The organism is Dyella acidiphila, assembly GCF_014863405.1.
Taxonomy (GTDB): Bacteria; Pseudomonadota; Gammaproteobacteria; order Xanthomonadales; family Rhodanobacteraceae; genus Dyella_B; species Dyella_B acidiphila.
Map to the genome: position 1 here is coordinate 73920 of NZ_JACZZA010000016.1, position 20945 is coordinate 94864.

The 20945-nt window shown below is 62.3% G+C and carries 6 protein-coding genes; 4 read left to right on the forward strand and 2 right to left on the reverse strand.

Translation table 11 applies throughout. The annotated features are described in order from the left end of the window. The first annotated feature begins 311 nt into the window (after positions 1-311). Complete coding sequence (locus tag IGX34_RS22560; RefSeq protein ID WP_192557591.1) at positions 312-14435, forward strand: LysM peptidoglycan-binding domain-containing protein; 14124 nt, start codon at positions 312-314, stop codon at positions 14433-14435. A gap of 1119 nt (positions 14436-15554) precedes the next feature. Further along, positions 15555-15929, forward strand: a complete 375-nt coding sequence (locus tag IGX34_RS20395; protein WP_192557592.1) for a plasmid mobilization protein — start codon at positions 15555-15557, stop codon at positions 15927-15929. Here IGX34_RS20395 and IGX34_RS20400 read toward each other — a convergent pair. Next, a complete protein-coding gene (locus IGX34_RS20400; protein WP_192557593.1) occupies positions 15926-16153 on the reverse strand; it encodes a hypothetical protein in 228 nt (75 codons plus the stop codon). The two genes, IGX34_RS20395 and IGX34_RS20400, sit on opposite strands and share 4 nt — an antisense overlap. 144 nt (positions 16154-16297) lie before the next feature. After that, entirely contained in the window at positions 16298-16672 is a 375-nt protein-coding gene (locus IGX34_RS20405) for a helix-turn-helix domain-containing protein (RefSeq protein WP_225737655.1), read from the reverse strand. 104 nt (positions 16673-16776) lie between these two features. On the opposite strand from IGX34_RS20405, the gene IGX34_RS20410 reads away from it, so the two are divergent. Together IGX34_RS20410 and xerC are read left to right on the forward strand one after the other, a co-directional pair. After that, positions 16777-19809 (forward strand): CHC2 zinc finger domain-containing protein, encoded by a 3033-nt coding sequence (locus IGX34_RS20410; RefSeq protein WP_192557594.1) that lies wholly within the window; start codon positions 16777-16779, stop codon positions 19807-19809. A gap of 3 nt (positions 19810-19812) precedes the next feature. After that, a complete protein-coding gene (xerC, locus tag IGX34_RS20415; RefSeq protein ID WP_192557595.1) occupies positions 19813-20880 on the forward strand; it encodes a site-specific tyrosine recombinase XerC in 1068 nt (355 codons plus the stop codon). Positions 20881-20945 lie beyond the last annotated feature (65 nt).

Genomic DNA, 20945 nt, shown 5'->3' on the forward strand with positions numbered 1-20945 from the left:
CGGTCAGCGTAAGAATCTGCAGCAAAGAACGCTCACCCAAAGGGTGTCATCCATCAAAGGACGCCATCCACCCAAACGCACCATCTGCCTGAGCCTTCATCCCCGCGAAAGCAGGAATGACGGCTTCAAGGGAAGGCCCGCTCCCAGGGGCCGCAACGGCCGCTTGTCATCGCACAGAACGCATCAGGCCCCCGCCAGCAAGCCACACCAAAAAAATTCCACCACACCCCTAAACTTTTCCCCCCAACCCCAGATTAGTAACTCCGTCAGGGGCGGTCCGCGGTGGGTGCCCTGTTTTCAGGAGCATCACAATGGTCGCAATCATCAGCGGGAACGGTCTGGGCCTGGGCAACACCTCGCTCAGCCAGCTCGGCCAGGCACAGGGCGGTTCGCCAAGCCTGGGCCAGGCGGCCAACAGCAGCTACGTCAACAGCGCCACCGGCAACCTGATCCTGCAAAGCGCCGACGAAGGCCTGCTGTTCGACGGCCTGCCGCTGAACGTACTGCGCACCTACAACAGCCTGGGCCAGCTCAACGGCAACGGCGGCTGGAGCTACGGCTTCAGCCGCAACGTAAATAGCCTCACCGGCACCCTCAACACCGCCGGCAGCACCATCACCCGCACCGACGATGATGGCTCCAGCGTGGTCTACACCTACAACGCCACGCGGGGCGTGTACGTCAGCACTGACCAGAGCGGCGCCCAAGACACGCTGAGCTGGAATGCCACCGCCTCCAGCTGGACCTTTACCGACGCCTCCGACCAGCAGCAGGAAACCTACAACGCCGCCGGCCAGCTCACCGCGCTGACCGATACCGCCACCGGCGCCAGCTACGCCTTCAGCTACAGCAACGGCCAGCTCAGCCAGATCGTGGCGGGCGACGGCGATACGCTGGTGTTCGGCTACAACACCAGCAACCAGCTGATCAGCCTGTCGATCCAGGAAGTGCCGCCAGGGCAGAGCACGGCGGTCACCCGTCAGGCGGTCACCTACGGCTACGACAGCCAGGGCCGCCTGAGCACGGTTACCACCGCGCTGGCGTCCGACACCGATAGCAGCGCCACCGGCAGCTACACCACCACCTACGGCTACCAGGGCAGTACGGACCTGATCGCCTCGGTGACGCAGAGCGACGGCACCAGTGTCAGCTACACCTATACGCAGGATGCGCAGGGCGCCTACCAGGTCACCGGCATCACCACCGGTACCGGGGCCGCGGCACAAAGCCTCACGCTCAATTACGGCAGCGGCAGCACCACGCTCACCGATGGCCTGGGTAACGTCACCACCTATCAATACAACGCGGCCGGTGAGCTCACGTCCGTGATCGCCCCGGCGGTCAACGGCATATCGCCCACCACCCGCTACACCTATGACACCAATGGGAACCTGCTGACCAGCACCGATCCCGATGGCGCGATCACAAACTACAGCTACGACGCCAACGGCAATCTGCTGAGCGTGGAAGACGGCGCCGGCAACACGGTGAGCTACACCTACGACGCCAACGACCAGCTCACCAGCAAGACCACCTATACGGTGCCGGCGCAGGGCGAAGTAGGGCAGAGCGGCTATGTGGCCCCCAGCGGTGCACAGACCACCTACTACGTCTACACCGCCAGCGAGCAGCTGGCCTATGTGATCGACCCGCTGGGTAACGTTGGCGAGAACGACTACACCACGGCCAACGGCCTGAGCGAGCTGACCACCAGCCGCCAATACCTCGGTGCCACCTACAGCACCAGCGGCAACAGCCCGGCCAGTCCGCCAACCCTGGCCCAGCTGCAGGCATGGGTACAGAGCAGTGCGGTGCAAAGCACGCTCAGCCAGAGCACACGCATCGACTACACCTACGACCTGCGCGGCCAGCTGGCCACACAAACCAGTTACGACACGGTCAACAGCAGCGGCGTCGGGGTGCTCGACACGGGCACGCAGATCACCAATACAACCTACGATGCTCAAGGCAAGCTGCTGCAGACCAGCATCGAGACCGGCGCCAGTCGCAGCACTCTGCAAACCACCAGTTACGCCTATGACGGCCTGGGCCGTGTAATCAGCAAGACCGATCCGCTGGGCCATGTCACCAGCTATGTCTATACCGACAGTGCCAACACGATCGCCATCACCCAGGCCAATGGCCTCACCACCACCCAGGTGCGCAACAGTGCGGGGCAACTGCTCAGCAGCACGCAATCGGCGAGCGGACAGACCAGTTGCGTCACCAGCTATCTGTATAACGCCGACGGCGAGCCAGTGGCGGCGATCAATGCCAACGGCAACGTCACCTACACCTTCACCAACGCCGATGGCGAGGTGACCGGCACAGTGGATGCGGACGGCAATGTCACAGCCTATACCTACGATGCCGACGGGCAGGTGCTCAGCACCACCCAGTACGCCACGCCCATCAGCACCGCCGGCTGGTACAGCAATGGCGCCTTGACCGGCAGCTATCCGACCAGTTTGCCGGTGCCCGCGAGCACGGCCAGCGATCGCACCACCACCTCTATCTACAACCTGGCTGGCGAGGTGGTGGCGACCATCGACCCGGCCGGCAATGTCACCACGGTCACTTACGACGGCACCGGCAACGTATTGTCGCAAACGCAGTACGCCACCCCGCTGAGCAGCACCCGGCGCAACGCCTTGGGCAACGCCCCGACGCTGACCGCGCTGCAAGCCGATCTCGCCAGCAATGCCAACAACCGCACCACGCTGACGATCTACAACGCCGATGGCGAGCCGGTAGCAACAGTGGATGCACTGGGCTACGTCACGGTGACGAGCTACAACGCGGCGGGCGAAGCAGTACTGAGCACAGCCTACGCCACGCCCCTGACCAGCTCGCTGGGCGACGCACCCACCTTGGCCACCCTGCAGGCCGCTCTCACCACCAGTGCGCAAGACCAAACCACGCGCAGCTACTACGACGCTGCCGGCCGCCTGGTGGCGCAGCTCGATGCAGATGGTTATCTCACCACCACCAGCTACGACGAAACCACCGACACCACCACCACCACGCGCTACGCCACGGCGCTGACCAGCACCCAGCTGAGTGCGCTGACCGGCACGGAAACCGTCGCCACCCTGGTTGGCTTGCTGGGCAGCAATACAGCCAACGAACAAAGCAGCGTTACTACCAATGCCGATGGTGAAGTCACCAGTCGTACTGCCGTCGACGGCACGATCACCACTTACACCTATAACGCCATCGGCCAGGTGCTGAGCAGCACGATCACGCCGACCAGCGGGCAGGGCAGCGTGCGCACCACCAGCGCCACCTACGACGCGTTCGGCGATGAGCTGACCGCCACCGACGCGACCGGCGCCACCACCACCTATCAATACAACGCCCTCGGCCAGCAGGCCGAAGCCACCGATGCGCTGGGCAACAGCACCTGGTCGTACTACGACGCCGATGGGCAGCTGCTGTACACGATCCAGGGCCAGCCGTCCGGCGGCGCATTGAATGCGCAGGGCGATGTCACGGCGTATAGCTACAACGCCTTCGGTGACATCAGCAGCACCACCACGTATGCGGCGCCGCTGACGCTGATCACCAGCGGCAGCAACAGCGGCACCTCGCTCAACCCGACCGGCGCCACCACGGCGCAAGTGGCCGCCGCCGTGGCCGCGCTCGGCAGCATCGGCGGCGATGCCAACGCCACGGTCAGCAAGACGTACACGCTCGATGGCCAACTGGCCGGCGTCACCGATGGCGACGGTTACCAGACCGCCACCACTTACGATGCCTTTGGCGATGTGCTGTCGGTCCAGCAGCAGTTGAGCCAGCCGGGCAGCGCGCTCAGCGCCAGCAACAGCACGCTAACCACCTACAGCTACGACAACCGCGGTGAGCAGCTCAGCGAGATCGACGGCGTCGGCAGCGCGGTTGCCACTACCAGCAGCGAAACCTACGATGCCTTCGGCCGCGTCACCAGCCGCACCGACGGCAACGGCAATACCATCAGCTACAGCTACGACAACCTGGGTCGCCAGGTGTCCACCAGCCAGACGGTACAGGGCACGGCGCGCACCACGCAGACCACATACGACGCCTTCGGCCGTGTGCTGACCCAGGCCGATGCGCTGGGCAACACCACCAGCTACAGCTACAACACGGCCACTCACACCAGCACGGTGACCACGCCCGACGGCGTGACGATGACCACGGTCAAGGATGCCTACGGCGATACCGTCAGCGTGACCGATGGCGGCGGCAATACCACCACCTACACCTACGATGCGGATGGCCGCCTGCTCACCACCACCACGCCGCTGGGCGAGGTCAGCCGCAATCAGTATGACGCCGATGGCGACCTGATCCAGAGCACCGATGCCAGCGGGCATGTGGTGACCTACACCTATGACGCCAGCGGCAAGGTACTGACGCAGACGGTCGATCCGACCAGCGCCGATCCGAGCGGCCTGAACCTCACCACCACCTATCGCTACGATGCGCAGGGCAGGCAGCTCAGCATCACCGATCCGACGGGCGCGGTCACCACCGCGACCTACGATGCCGATGGCAACGTGCTGACGCAGACGAATGCAGTCGGCAGTATCACCACCTATGCCTACGACGGCGATGGCAAGACCCTCACCGTCATCACCGGTACCGGTACCAGCGCAGCGGTCACCACCCAATACGTCTACGACAACCTCGAACGCCTCAGTCAGACCATCGTCGCTCCGGGCACGCTCAACCTGACGACGAGCTACAGCTACGACGCCGACAACAATCTGATCGCAAGCACAGATGCCAACGGCAACGTCACGCGCTATGTCTACGACGAGGCCGGCGAAAAGCTCTTCAGCATCGATCCGACGGGTGCTGTTACCCAATACACCTACGACGCCGATGGCCAGCTCACCACTACCCGCGGCTACGCGACGGTGCTTACCGCCTACCAGCTGAGCACCCTGGGCAGCACGCCGACCAGCACGGCCGTCAGCGCCGATCTCAAGCCGAGCAGCGCCGACAGCTACACGCAAAGTGCCTACAACGCCGATGGCCAGCTGATCTATACGCTGAGCGGTACCGCGCTCAACGTCACCCAGTACACCTACAACAGTGCCGGGCAGCTGACGCAGACACGCCAATACGCGACCTCGCTGTCCGGCAACACGGTCAGCAGCACCGCCACCGCCGCTACCATCGCCGCGCTGGTCACGCCCAGCGCCAGCGATGTCATCACCCTCAGCGCCTACAACGCCGATGGCGAGGCGGTGTATACCGTCGATGGCGCGGGCGATGTCACGCAGCTCAGCTACGATGCCGCCGGCCGCGTCACCCAGAGCACGGCCTATGCCACGCCGATCGCCATGGCCAGCCTTGGCAGCACGCCCACCGTCGCGCAGATCGCCGCGCTGGTCACCACCAGTGCCAACGACCGCACCAGCACCACCAGCTACGACAACGCAGGGCGTGCGGCCTACAGCATCAATGCCGCCGGCACCGTCACGCAGTTCAGCTACGACGCCGATGGCCGCGTCACCAGCACGCACATCTACGCCACTGCGCTGACTCCGACACGGCTTGCTTCGCTGGGCAGTGCGCCCACGCCCGCGCAGATCGCCGCGCTAGTGACGAGCAGCAGCACCGATACCATCAGCTACAAGGTGTACGACGCCGCCGGCGAGCTGCGCTACAGCATCAACCCGCTGGGCTATGTGAGCGAAGTGCGCTACAACGCCGCCGGTAACGTGGTCGAGACACTCGCCTATGCCAACGCAGTCAGCACAGCCAGCGAGGCCAGTGCGCTGCAAGCCGGCACCGCGCTCAGCTGGATCAGCAGCCAGGTTGGCGGCACCAGTGGCAACAACGCCGACAGCAGCGCCGAAGCCAGCTTGCGTCTTTACGATGCGGCCGGACGCCTGGCCTTCATCGTGCAGCAGAACGGCACCGCAGGGCAGGTTACCGCCTACACCTACGACGCCAACGGCAATGTGCTCGGCACTACCGACTACGGCAGCACGCTGACACTGAGCACGGCTTCCGCACTCAGCGCCCAGCTCACCACGGCGAGCGTCAGCAGCGCCGTGGCGGCCTTCACCAACAAAGAAACCACCACTACCGTCTACGACGCCGACAACCGCGCCATCTACGTGGTCAACGCGCTCGGCTATGTCACGCAGAACAGCTACGACGGTTTGGGCCGCCTGCTGGAAAGCCAGCAGTATGCGAACCCGATTACGTTGCCGGCTACGATCAACGCCAGCACGATTGCCGCGGCCGTTACCACCGCCGGTGGCGCCACCGGCGAGCGCCTCAGCACTGCCACCTACGATTCGCTCGGCCACGTACTGACCAGCGGCGATCAGCTGGGCGTCAATAGCACCTACACCTATAACGCGCTGGGCGAAAAGACCAGCTACACCGATCGCGACGGCGCCATCTGGCAATACAGCTACGACAGCGCCGGCCGCCTGGTGCAGACGCAGAGCCCGGCGGTAACGGTGGCCAGCTACAACGGCACGCTGACCAGCACCGCCAACCAATACCTGTATACCACCAGCAGCTACGACGCCTTCGGCGATGTGCTGAGCAGCAGCCAGGGGTACGGCACCAGCGCCGGCAGCATCGCCAACGCCGCCACCACCGGCTACACCTACAACGCACTGGGCCTGCGCACCAGCACCACCGATGCGCTCAGCCACACCAGCCACACCGCGTATAACGCCCTCGGCCAGTCAGTGGTCGGCCAGGATGCGAACGGCAACTACAGCTACAACGTGTACAACGCCGGCGGCCAGTTGATCGACAGCATCGACGGCAATGGCTATGTCACCAGCTACAGCTACGACGCCTACGGCAATGTCATCAGCAGCACCCAATACGCCACTGCGCTCAACACCGGTGCGATCACCGGCTGGAGTGCCGGTCAGGCATTAAGCGCCGCGCAACTGCAGCAGGGCCTGACCACCTCCAGCAGCGACCGCACCACCACCACCAGCTACAACCAGCTCAACCAGAAAACCCAGGTGCAGCTGGGTGCCATCGACTACACGACAGCGGTGGAGGGTACGCCGACCTTCGTCGGGGGCACGGGCTCGCCCACCACCACCTACACCTACGACGCCTACGGCAACCTCACCAGCGTCTCGCAGCTGGTGCAGGGTGCGCAGACGCAGGGTTCCACCAACTATCCGGCAGTGTGGGGCACCACCTACAGCTATTACGACGCGCTCAACCGTGCCGTGATGGTGGTGACACCCGCCGGCACCTACACCAGCCCGCAGGGCTATGTCACCACCACCGCGTACAACGCCTTCAACCAGGTCGCCAGCAGCACGCAATACGCGCAGGCGATCAGCACCAGCGGCATCAGCACGGCCACGCCGCCGGGCCTGCCCGGCGCAGCCACCCAGGCGAGCGGCGCCAATCGCGTCACCAGCTACACCTACGACGCCATCGGCCGCGTGCTGAGCGAAACCGACACCGGCGGCTACAACTACACCGGCGGCACCCTCGGCCAGCTCAACGGCGCGAGCGGCTATACCTCGGCCAGCAGCGTCACCAGCTATACCTACGACGGCGAAACCGACGTCACCAGCAAGACCGTCAACGGTGCTACCACCGTGATGCAATACGACGCCCTGGGCCGCTTGATCAGCGTCACCGCGCCGGCGCAGCAGGTGCTGGTGAGCAACTGGCAGTCGATGGTGATGGGCAGTTCCTCCAACAGCCTCACCACCTCAGCGATCTATACCTCGGTCAGCCCCGTCACTACTTATCTGTACGACGCGCTGGGCAATGCCGTAAGCACCAATGTGAATGCCGGCGGCCTGATCCAGCAAACCTATGCCAGCTACAACGCGCTGGGCGAGCAGACCCAGAGCTGGGATGCGAACGGCAACCTCACCACCACCGCCTACGACAACAACGGCAACCTGCTTACGCAGAGCTACACGCTTACCCCCGGCGTTACCGTTACCAGCACCAACACCTACGACGCCGACAACCAGCTGCTGAGCACCGGGGTGAAGCGCAGCAATGCGAGCACCAACGACAGCTATACCCAGCAGAAATACAACGCTTTCGGCGAGGTGGTTGCCAGGGGTGACGGCAACCCCAGCGGCGCCAATGGCGGCTACGAAGCGCTCTACGTCTACAACGTCGCCGGCTATATGACCAATTCGCCCGGCAGCAATGGCGCCGGTCACGGCTACGCTTACTCGCTCAATGGCTGGCAGGTGACCAACGCCTCCATCATTACCGGCGGCAGCGGCGAGGCCTACAGCGCGAGCGCGTTCAATCTTGCCGGCAACGCCAACACTATTTATACCCCCAGCACCACCAATGCCGGCGGGGTAAGCGTTGCCGCGATCCAGAACACCTACGATCGCTGGGGCAACCTGACCGCCACGGTGGACGATAACGGCAACACCACCACCTATCAGTACGACAGCCAGAACCACCTGATCGAAGAGACCGAAGCGAACGTGCTGGTGGTGTCCGCGACCGGCGCGGATACCTTCACCACGCCGGTAAAGACCTGGAACTACAACATCGACGGCGAGCTGATGCTCGCCACCGACGAGAACGGCAACCTCACGCAGTACACCTACAACACGGTCGGCGAACAGCTTTCCATGGTCGATGGCGCCGGTGCGACGACCTACACCGGATACGACGGCCTGGGCCGTGCCGTGGGCGTAGAAGGCCCCGGCGTACAAACGCAGGGCGGCCAGGTCAACAACATCAGCTACACCAATTACAACCTGCTCAACCAGGTCACCGGCATCGGCTACTTCGCGCTCAACGGCTCGGGCCGCAGCCAGGTGGTGCAGGGCACCTACACGCTCAACACCAATGGCGACCGCCTGCAGTCCACCGATGCGTTGGGCAATGCCACCAACTACACCTACGACAGCCAGCATCACGTGCTGACCAGCACCACGCCGCTGGCGGAGACCACCACCTACGCCTACGACGTGAACGGCAACCTGGTGAGCGAAACCGATCCGCTCGGCAGCCACACGCAAACCTGGAGCTACAGCTACTTCCAGCAGCTGCTGAGCCACACCGACGACAGCGGCGCCACCTATACCTATACCTACGATGCCAACTCCGGTCTGCTGGTAACGGAAACCAGCAACTGGAACGCCACCAGCAGCCCGGCCAGCATCAACTCCGTGCTGAACTTTACTTACGACGCAGACGGCGCACTGGCGCAGCTGAGTGAAAATGCCGGTGGCAGGGTTTCCACCTACGGCTATGGCTACGACGCCGATGGCAATGAGATCCTGGAAACCACCAGCACCTACTCGGGTACCGGTACCAGCAATCCGGTGAGCACGCAGACCGTGATCACCTACGACAGCCACAACCGGCTGCAGGAAGTGACCGAGGAGAACGGCGCCGGTACATCGGCGATCATGCGCACGGTGTATGTATACGACGCGGCCGGCAACCGCCGCGCGGTATTTGCGAGCAGTGAGTACGACAGTGGCGGCGCCTCCGCTACACCAATTCCGGTTACCGGCAATGCGCCCAGCATCAGCACGCCTTCCGTGGTCCTGACCCAGAATCCGGGAACGGCCTTGAACTACGCGCTCCCCTTCTCCGACCCGGTGGGCATGGGCCTGACCTACACCACCAGCGGCTTGCCGAGCTGGGCGACGTTCACCGGCAGCACGCAGACGCTTAGTGGCACACCCACGGCGCCGGGTACCTATACCTTCTCGGTTATCGCCACGGATGTGTTGGGGCACAGTGCCACCGCCACCTTCACGGTGACGGTGCCGACCGCGGCACCGTCGTTCCCGCAGCCTTCCAATGAGACGGTGCAATACACGGGCTTCGCCTTCGGCATTGCCCCGGCGACCAGCGCCAACGGCCTGCCGATCACCTATACCGCCACCTACAACGGCGGCGCGCTGCCCTCCTGGCTGAGCTTCAACGCCGGCTCGCTCGTGTTCAGCGGTACGGCACCGGTCGGTGCCGCGGGCAACTACGCCATTGCCGTGCATGCCACGGTCAACGGCACCACCACGCAATCGACCACCGACTCGTTCACGCTGACGGTGGCTCCGGTAAACCAGGTGACGTTCAACGGCACGCCGTCCAACGTAACGGTGAATGCCTATACGGGTTTTGCCTTCGGGGTGCCTGCCGCCACCAGCAACCAGGGCATACCGCTAGGCTACTCCGCCACCTACTGGAACGGATCCAATTACGTTGCGTTGCCGTCGTGGCTGAGTTTCAACGCCAGCACGCTTGTGTTCAGCGGCACCACACCGATCAACACCAGCAGCAGCTTTCAGGTGCAGGTGTGGTGCAGCGCCGATGGCCAGGCTTCATCGCTGAACTCCGAAACCTTTACCTTCACAGTGAACAACCCGGCGGCGCCGGCGTGCAACGTACAAAATGCCACGTATACCTCGCAGAACAATTCGTCGGATGTGATTGCCAATGCGTTCACAGGTACCGGCCTGACATATACCTACGGCGTGGTGGGCACCGTACCCAGCAATGTGCAGTACAGCGTTTCCGTGGACAGCTCCGGTGCCTTGCATCTCAGCGGCAAGTCGCTCAACACCAAGCCTGGCACCGTCAAACTAACGATCACTGCCACCGATTATGAGGGGCGGACGGTAACGGGGACGGTCACGCTTACCGTGGAGCCCGGCGGTACCGCTGCCGTTGCACAGGAGGCGAGCGACACGTCGAGCACCGATGCGGATGCCGATACGCTCGCTACCGCATCGATGGCTTCGTCCAGCCCCGCGCCGACGCCTGCGCCCGTGCCTGCGCCAGCTCCGGCTCCGGCTCCGGCTCCGGCCCCTGCGACTGTCGACCCAGCCTTGCTGGCTTCGCCCGATCTGCTACCGCCGTCGAATGACGGCAGTGTCAGCGACACCAGCACGCCGACGCCTACTCCCGCGCCCACTCCGACGCCGACATCAACGCCGGCAGCAACGACCGTGCATACGCAGGCACTCGCCGCGATGGCGACCCCGGCGCCATCGCCCACGCCCAATGTGGTGGCCAACTGGTACACCTACGATGGCGACAACCGCGTGCTGATCGCCGACGGCAGCCTGCAGCTGGCCAGCAATCCGCAAAACAACCAGATCATCGTGACCAGTGCGACCAATTCGGGCGAGAACTGGTACGACGGCGCCGGCAACCTGATCCAGTACCTGTCGTACCAGACGATCAGCGGGCAATCGCAGCAGATCGTGCAGAAGGGCTACTACGACATGCAGGGCGATCAAACGCTGCTGCAAACCCAGGTCACCGCCGGCGGTGCTTTCTACAACTACCAGGTAGGCACCTACGACGCCGATGGCCATATGACCAGCCAGCTGATCTATGAGCTGGCTGGCAGCAGCCAGGCAGGCAACAACAGCAGCAATCAGGTGGTGAGCTACAGCGATGCCGGCTGGGTGAAGAGCGACACGATCTACACCTACAACGCCGACGGCGAACTGCTGGACGAGAGCGAATACGCCGAACGCTCCGGCCAAAGCCTGGTGACGCAGTACCAGACCGCCGCCGCCATCACCAGTTCGTACGGCAACCTGGATGGTTCGGTGCCCACCACACTGCCCACTGTCGGGGCCACCACCTTTGGCGAGCTCCAGCTGGCCACCGAGTACAACTATCAATCGCAGAGCGCAGGCGATGGCCTGGGCTACGACGCCGATGGCAACCAGCTGGGCTACCGCATGATCACCACCGGCGCGAGCACGGTGGTTACGCCCAATGCCACGGCCAGCACCAATACCTACCAGAACAGCTACGTGTGGCAGAACGCGGCGCTGGCTGCCGGCACCACCGAAACCACCAGCAGCGGCACGCAGACCACCACCAACACCTACAACTCGCTGGGTGAGCTGATGGCCACCAGCGGCTCCATCAACAACCTGCAGGCCACCAATGCCATGGCGTACAACGCCGAGGGGCAGATTCTGCAGAAAACCTCCACCGCCGCCGGCAGCACCACCACCACGTATTCGATGTTCGCCAACCGGCAATCGCTGGGCACCATCAACTCCGCCGGTGTCATCGACGTACTGTCCACCACCGGCGGCTTCGCCAACGGCACCCTGGGCACGCAGAACTACACCGTGCAGATCGGCGACTCGCTGGAGTCGATCGCGCAGGCGATCTATGGCGACAGCAGCGATGCCTACATTCTGGCCCAGGCCAATGGGCTGAGCGTGGGCAGCCAGCCGCCGGTGGGGATGGTGCTGAAGATTCCGCAGGTGAATACGAGCACCAATTCGTCCACCACGTTCCAGCCGTATGCGCAGAGTTTGATTGCTACGGGGGGAGGGGCTTCGACCTGTGAGACCACGGCACAGATCGTGGCGGCGTCGGTGGAGACGGTGTTGAATCAGCAGTCGGCGTTTGCGCAGACGGTGCAGAATATTGAGAAGCAGCAGCAAGACGCGCAGACGGCGTATGAGACGGCGGTGGCCGATGCGATCAGGAAACAGGAAGGGTTGCCGGCGTCGGATACGAATGATGGGGCGGTGATTAAGGCTTATTACGACTCGTTGAGCATGGTGATGCGGTTCAAGGAGGCGCAGGGGATGGAATATGTGCCCGGCGATCTCAGCGGGGGCTTCGGTTTCGAAGTGGCTGATCCAACGCAGGGTTCCTATGGCCTAGGTGGCGTGGGCGGCCAATGGAACCCACCACCCTCGTCTAGTGGTTCAGGGCAAAGCCAAAATCAAAGTTCAGGCAGCGATCCGAATCAGACGGGCAACAGTAGTCAAGTCACTGGGACCAGTAGTGGGGGTGCCTTAAATCCGGCTGTGAATCCGACGAACGTGTTGCAAAACATCATCGCGGCCGGCCCTACCAATCTGAATGTGCCCGGCTCAGGGGCTGATGGTGGCATTGATTGGCCGGTGGATATCGCACCGCTATCAGCACAGGGCTTGGAGCCAACCTCGTCGTCGGGGTTACTGGCGGGAAATGTCGATTCTTCCGCAACGTGGGGTACGGTCAATGTGACCGCAAATCTGCCTTCGACGGTGCCGCAGGAGCTATCCAGCATTTACCCGGGAAGCGCGGGCAATCCGCGCGGGATGTATCTCTATACGTCGGACAATATGACCTTGGCCGGAGGTGGTATTTCGGCTCCTGTCCTGCCCACAAGCCCCTTTAGCCTCATTTCGGCACCTAAACCTCTAGCCCCTTTGACCGGTTCTCAAACGGGTATCAGCAACATTTTAGGTGCGCTAACAGCTGTGCCTGGGATTGGCAATACAGCGCAAGAGGTTGGCTCCCTCATCGGCCAAGCTGGATCCGCAGTAAATCTTTGGAGCAATTGGTTGAATAACAGCTACGGCGCTCAAGGCGGGGTTCTTCAGCCCTGGCAGCCGGGCTACGAAGAACAGTGGGATCAGGGGGATGATGGGATCATCACTTCGGAAACACCTTCGAGGTCGCTGAATTTCGGCAATTTTAATTTCATCACTCAAACGCCGAATGTGACCGTGACGGTCAACGAGCCGTCGATCGACGTTGAAGATCCCGTTGATCAGCCCTCCATAACGGGGCGGGCACTTGCAGCTCCGCCTTTACTGACGATGCAGGGCGTTTCATTGCCGAACGTTCCTAATGAGCAGCAAATGTTGCCCCCGGGATCTGATTCCATGCCCGACGCTCCGTTTTACCAGCCCAGTCCGTTGCCTTACGCGCAGAGCGGATATATGACTTCCTCGGGCATTGGTCAACTTTTGCAACCGGCGTTGGCCCCCATTAAAGCCATAAATGGGCAAATCCAGCAGATAAAGAACGTGGTTTCCGATGGGTTGGCCAATGATGGTGCTGCTGATCTTCGGAATAATGATCAGGCCGACTTTGTCTGGAACGGGCTGAAATACAGCTTCTTCAATACCTTCATGCCAGGCAGCGTGCAGGAGGTGGCCATAGGGCTTGCGGGTGGCAAATTGCTCGGTGCCGGAGCTGCGTTGGTTGGGGATGCCGTCGCCAAAGTTGCCCCTGGATTTGCCGCGAAAGTGGCACAGGTGATGGGGACTAGTGTTGGTGATACGATTTCTGGCGCTTATCAGAGGATCAAGGGGGCGTTGGAGGCAGGTGAGGCGAAGCCGCTGGTGGAGGTTCCAGACACGGTAGGAGCAGCACCCGGTGCGACTTATAGTCAAATCGTCAATCGCGTACCCGGCACTGTCTTATCAGAAGCTGATGCGCTGAATCCTGGATCCCTGTCAGATAGTTTGGCTGAAACATTCTCAGGCGGTCGCTACGCAAGCGTTNAGCCCTGGAAGAGGCCGGCGACTGAGCGACAGCACGGCGTCGGCCGGAAACGTGCATCAGGGGGTCTCACCGTTTACCATCGATGGCGTGTCGGGGTGAAACGCTTGGGAGGCCGCAGCCGCGCTAGGGGATCAGGGCGAAAGTACGACAGAACACGGTGGCGTGCGCTGTTGTTCCAGACACGGTAGGAGCAGCACCCGGTGCGACTTATAGTCAAATCGTCAATCGCGTACCCGGCACTGTCTTATCAGAAGCTGATGCGCTGAATCCTGGATCCCTGTCAGATAGTTTGGCTGAAACATTCTCAGGCGGTCGCTACGCAAGCGTTCAGTTGGATCAATCCCTTACTCTGTATCGTGCATGGACACCAGGGCAGTCGAGCGAATTTGGTGCGTTCTGGTCCTTGGATCAGCCGGCAGGTTCACTTTCGGCGCGTATGGATTCGGCACTCCTACCGGAATGGGGCAACATTCGAGGCACTCCGTTCAGTGCTCAAGCATCGCAATACACAACGATTGAAGTTCCGGCAGGAACTACTATTCATGTGGGCGAGGTGAGTTCTCAGGGCGGTCCATGGGTTGGCGGCCAAAGTCAGCTTCTTATTGATGGCGGGGCGCAGCCCGCGTGGAAAACAGGTGGAGGATCATTGCAATGAAGGATGTATCCGCATGCGAGTGCAGTCATTTGCACAGCGTGGGCAAGTTTCATGGATGGGATGATTTCGATGGATTTGTGCGTTTATTGAAATCTAGTTCTGGATTTAAGGAGGTGCCGGTGTTGAGGCCTTACTCAAATGTAGGGCTGGCTGAAAGCTGGTACCAATGCCTTCAATGCGAACAAGTTTGGCGATTGGTGTCGCCAGATCCTCCTTTCGCGGGACTGTGGGAACCAGTGTCTTGATTTAGCTAGGGCATCTTGTGCGGTGCCGTGCGTCAGAGTTCTAGAGGACGAGAACGCCCGCCTTGCGCGGGCGTTCTGCTGTCTGCGCCTGGTTTTTCGTCATGACGAAAAAATGCAGCACTGCGGATCTAGTGCAGGATAGGCAAACGCCGGGAAGTATGCGCATATCTTCGCCACTTTCTGCAAACCTTTGAGCCGGTTTAAGCAAGTTTGAGAACGCCATGGCGTTCTCAAAGCGGCTTGAAGTGTCTTAAACCTATGCACAGAAAAGAGCAGGCAAGATGGGTATTGTGGGCCTACACGTAAACGTGCAGTCCCCCAATCCTGTCCTTACTCGTGCTTCGCACTCGACGGTATCTTGCTCTGCGAGGCACACGGCCGCTGCCGCGGCTTCCATCGGAGATGCAGTGAGTAAACGCCATACACAGTTGCGCGAGGTCTGCGAGCGCGAGCGTCCTTTAAAGGTGTACGTCACGCCAAGTGACCGGGAAAAGATCGAGGAACGCGCGAAGCTGACGGGCCTGTCCGTGTCATCCTTCCTGACTCGGGTGGGGTTGAATACGCCCATCCGCTGCATGGCCGATCATGATGTGATCGATGCCGTGTTGCGCCTCAATGCCGAAGTGACGCGAGTGGGTGCCGAGCTGAAAGCGTGGCTGACCAAGAGACCTGGTGAAGGTGCATCACCCGAAGATATCTGGCAGACGTTGCAGGAGCTGCACGCGCTTCAGCAGCAAATGATGGTCACCGTATCCCAGCTTCGTCGCCCTGGATGGCGTTAGTCGGCGTCGTCGATCAAGGTCTTGCGTGTGCCCTCAACGGTAAATCGGTGAGCGGACCACGCCTGTAACTCGGCGCGAAGGCTTGCAAGGTTGTCGGCATCGGGATGCGGTTGGGCTTCTTCGGCCCGGATGCGCGCTTGGATCTCCAGCGCTTTTTGCATCCAGCGGGTTGCGTGCAGCTCAGGCAGGAATGACTCGATAAGCGGGTCAAGGGTGCGCGGCATGAGCAAACTCCTTTACAGCCAAGGCATGGAGGCTGTGGGCGGGTGCTTTATTTTAAGAGAAAACCCCATCACTAGCTGCTATCTGCAGCTGTGCGGTACCACTATGCGATCCCTCATCCAGCGCGGATCGTTCTTCCTTAGCTGCTACGAATGCATCGCAGCAAGCTGCTTGGTGCGGTGTTTGACGATCAGGCCATCGAGTACCGCTTGAACAACGCTCTGCTCGTCCGGCGGCAAGCTGGAGACGGCCTCGAACAGCATGGTCAGGCGCGCACCGTGCGGTCCTCGCTCGCTGGGATCAAACACCAGCTCATCGAGCGAAACGTGCAATGCCAGCGCAATCTTCTTCAACCCATCAAGCGAAGGCTGCGCGTTCCCGGCTTCATACCGGCGAACCTGATTGACATGCAATCCGGCCAGCTCGGCGAGGTCGTTCTGGGTAAGGCTCTGGGACTTACGCAGGCGCACCAGGTTGGCGGCAATGCTCATGCAGAAATGTCGTAGCGGGATGGTGCGCATGAGGCTAAACCCTGGGTTCTTGATGGGTTTGACAAACCTACCCTAGTAGGTATCACAATACAACCCCGAAAGGGTATTGACGCCCATCCCAACAAGGTAGGTTTATGGCTCGTATCCCCGAGCACGAAATCGAGCAGCTCAAGCGCGAGGTGTCGCTGGTCCGGCTGGTCGAGGCGGACGGGATCGCGCTGGCCAAGCAGGGCAAGGACTATGCGTGCCGCTGCCCCTTCCACGAGGATGCGACGCCCTCGCTGATCGTGACGCCGACGAAAAACCTGTATCACTGCTTCGGCTGCAACGCGGCCGGCGGTCCGATCGACTGGGTGATGCAGCGCCGTGGCGTGAGCTTCCGGCATGCGGTGGACGTGCTGCGCACAGAGCTGGGCGTGGTGGATGCGCCGGCGGTGGCCACGGTGCGCACGCCGGCCGCTTTTACCCTAGCCGCCGAGGCCGATCGGCAAATCCTGCTGCGCCAGGTGCTCGACTACTACCACGCGACCTTGAAGGAAAATCCCGAGGCGTTGGCGTATCTGGCCAAGCGTGGCCTGCAGCATCCCGAACTGATCGCGCGCTTCCAACTGGGCTACGCCAACCGCACGCTGGGTTACCGCCTGCCGGATAAGCAGCTCAAGGCCGGTGCCGAACAACGCGGCCGGCTGCAGGCGATTGGCCTGCTGCGCGACTCCGGCCACGAACACTTCAACGGCAGCCTGGTCGTGCCGGTGATCGGCACGGACGGCACGATCCAGGAGGTGTACGGACGCAAGATCCGCGATGATCTGCGTGCAGGCACCGCCTATCACCTGTATCTGCCGGGACCGCATGCCGGCGTGTGGAACGAGGAAGGCCTTGCCGCATGCGACGGCGAAGTGATCCTGTGCGAAGCGTTGATCGATGCGATGACCTTCTGGGTGCACGGCCTGCGCAACGTCACGGCCAGTTACGGCGTACACGGGTTTACCGACGATCATCGCGCGGCCTTCCAGCGTTACGGCATCCGTCGCGTGCTGATCGCCTATGACCGCGATGACGCCGGCAACACCGCCGCCGACGCGTTGGCCAAAACGCTGATGGCCGAGGGCATCGACTGCTATCGCGTGCTGTTCCCGAAGGGCATGGATGCCAATGCGTATGCCTTGGCGATGAATCCGCCGGCCAAAGCGTTAGCGTTGGTGATCCGTAAAGCGCAATGGTTAGGTAGTGGTGATGCGCCGACACCGACGAGTGCACCGCGTGATGCGCTGGACGTGATCGATCCTCACTTAGCGGCTGCTCCGGCTGCACCGGTCGCTAAGGAAAAAGCGGTCGCCGTGGAGGAGGTGCGTGAACCCACACTCGCCACGCCGCTGCCGCCGGCACCGGTCGATGACGTGGCCACGCAGGAAGGCGAGCACGACCTGGTGCTGACCTTCGGCGATCGCCGTTACCGCGTGCGCGGCTGGAAGAAGCCGCTCAATCCCGAAGCGTTGAAGATCAATCTCCTGGTCAGCCGGGGCGAACGCTTCCACGTCGACACGCTGGATCTGTATCAGGCTAAAGCGCGTGCCGCATTTACCAAGCAGGCCGGCATGGAGCTGGGTGAGGCTGAGGATGTGCTCAAACACGATCTGGGCCGTGTGCTGTTGAAACTCGAAGCGGTGCAGACCGAACAACTGACCGCCGCGCTCACCAAAGAAGACAAGCAACCTAAGCTCAGCGACAGCGAGCACAGCGACGCGTTAGCGTTGCTGAAATCGCCCGATCTGCTCGACCGCATCGTGGCCGACTTTACGGCGTGTGGCGTGGTGGGCGAGCGCACCAATACGCTGGTCGGGTACGTGGCGGCAGTATCACGTCAGCTCGATCGTCCGCTGGCCGTGATCATCCAAAGCTCCAGCGCCGCCGGCAAGAGTGCGCTGATGGATGCGGTGCTCGCCCTGATGCCCGACGAGGTGCAGGTGCGCTACTCGGCGATGACTGGGCAAAGCCTGTTTTACATGGGTGAGACCAACCTCAAGCACAAGATCTTGGCCATCGCGGAAGAAGAGGGCGCGTCGAACGCAAGCTATGCCTTGAAGCTGTTGCAATCGGAAGGGCAGGTGACGATTGCCAGCACCGGCAAAGATCCCACCACGGGTCTTCTGGTCACGCACGAGTACCGGGTGGAAGGTCCGGTGATGCTGTTTTTAACCACCACCGCGATCGACATCGATGAGGAACTGCTCAACCGCTGCCTGGTGCTGACGGTGAACGAGAGCCGTGAGCAGACGCGTGCCATCCATGCGTTGCAGCGTCAGCGGCAAACGCTCAACGGTCTCTTGGCCGCCACCGATCGCGAGGCGATCCTGGCCGTGCATCGCAATGCGCAGCGCTTGTTGCAACCGCTTGCGGTGGTCAATCCGCATGCCGATGGCCTGACCTTCCTGGATGACCAGACGCGCACGCGCCGCGATCACATGAAATACCTGACGCTGATCCGTGCAATCGCGCTGTTACACCAGTACCAGCGGCCGGTGCACACGGTGCAGCACCGCGGCAAAGAGCTGCGTTACATCGAGGTGTTGCCGACCGATATCGCGGTGGCCAATCAGCTCGCGCACGAGGTGCTGGGCCGCACGCTCGATGAGTTGCCGCCGCAAACCCGCTTGTTGCTGAAACACCTGCATACGTGGGTCAGCGATGAGTGCGAACGGTTGGCGGTATCCCGCACGGATCTGCGCTTCACGCGCCGGCAGGTGCGTGCGCTGACGGGCTGGGGTGATACGCAACTGAAAATCCATCTGGGCCGCCTGGCCGAACTGGAGTACGTGCTGATCCACCGCGCCGATCGTGGCCAGCGCTTCGACTACGAACTGCTGTATGACGGCGAGGGCGAGCAGGGCGGCCGCTTCCTGATGGGGCTGACCGAGGCGAACGGTGACGCGATGACCGCCTACGACAGCGACCGGTCGGGGGGCAGCGCATCGCGGTCGGCATCCGGTCGGGCCACGGTCGGCGCGGTATCGGGCCGTGGTCGTCGAGTCGCCGATACCGCGCACGCCATGCACAGCAACGTCTCGACGCTGATCGATGCGAAAACCTCACCGACAAGCACGACACCGGTGGTCTCGCGCGCCGGGTCGTACACAGCCGCTTCTCACTTAGCCGCCGGCAAGTAAGCCATGCCGCGCAAAGGCCAGCACACCCCGCGAACGCCGATCGGCGACGTACGCGATCCGGACAGCCTGTATCACGCCATGCTGCGCTTCGGTGCGTGGCAGCGCGAGAAAAACTACTCTGAGAAGACCATCGAGGCGCGCGAGATTTACCTGCGTTACTTCGTCGCCTGGTGCGATGCACGTGGTCTGCGTCGTCCGCAGGAGATCACCAAGCCGATCCTGGAGCGGTATCAGCGTTACCTGTTTGTGCATCGGAAGAAGGATGGCCAGCCGCTCTCCACACGCAGCCAGCACACGCGCATCGTGCCGGTGCGTGCGCTGTTTAAATGGCTCGCGCGGTACAACCACATCCTCTACAACCCGGCCTCGGACCTGGAGATGCCGCGCCTGGAACATCGGTTGCCCAAGCATGTGCTGACGGCCGCCGAAGCCGAGGCGATCATGGCGGTGCCAGATCTCCAAACATCGACGGGCGTGCGTGATCGTGCGATCCTGGAAACGCTGTACTCCACCGGCATCCGCCGCATGGAGCTGATCGGTATCCACGTGCATGACATCGACACCGAGCGCGGCACGCTGATCGTGCGCCAGGGCAAGGGTCGCAAGGATCGGATGGTGCCGATCGGTGAGCGTGCGCTGGCGTGGATCGGCAAATACCTGGACGATGTGCGGCCGGAGCTGGTCGGCGGGAGTGATGACGGTACGCTGTTCCCGACGCACCTGGGTGAAGCGTTTACGCCCAATCGTCTGACGCAGATGGTGCGCGAGTACGTCGATGCCGCCAAGCTCACCAAGCGCGGTAGCTGCCACCTGTTTAGGCACACGATGGCCACGCTGATGCTGGAAAACGGGGCGGACATCCGTTTTATCCAGGCGATGCTCGGCCACGTCTCGCTCAACACCACGCAGATCTACACGCAGGTGAGCATCCGGCAGCTCAAGGCGATCCACACGGCCACGCATCCGGGGCGCCTGCCGGTCGCGCGTGCGTCCGTAGAGGTGCCGGCGGCTGATCGCGACACGTTGCTGGCCACGCTCGACGCCGAAGCCCTGGAAGAGGCCGGCGACTGAGCGACAGCACGGCGTCGGCCGGAAACGTGCATCAGGGGGTCTCACCGTTTACCATCGATGGCGTG

What these genes read in the sequence shown, in the direction of transcription:
- xerC (WP_192557595.1), top strand. Translation starts at nt 19,813, where the DNA reads ATGCCGCGCAAAGGCCAGCACACCCCGCGAACGCCGATCGGCGACGTA.
- IGX34_RS20400 (WP_192557593.1), bottom strand. Translation starts at nt 16,153, where the DNA reads ATGCCGCGCACCCTTGACCCGCTTATCGAGTCATTCCTGCCTGAGCTG.
- IGX34_RS20410 (WP_192557594.1), top strand. Translation starts at nt 16,777, where the DNA reads ATGGCTCGTATCCCCGAGCACGAAATCGAGCAGCTCAAGCGCGAGGTG.
- IGX34_RS20405 (WP_225737655.1), bottom strand. Translation starts at nt 16,672, where the DNA reads ATGCGCACCATCCCGCTACGACATTTCTGCATGAGCATTGCCGCCAAC.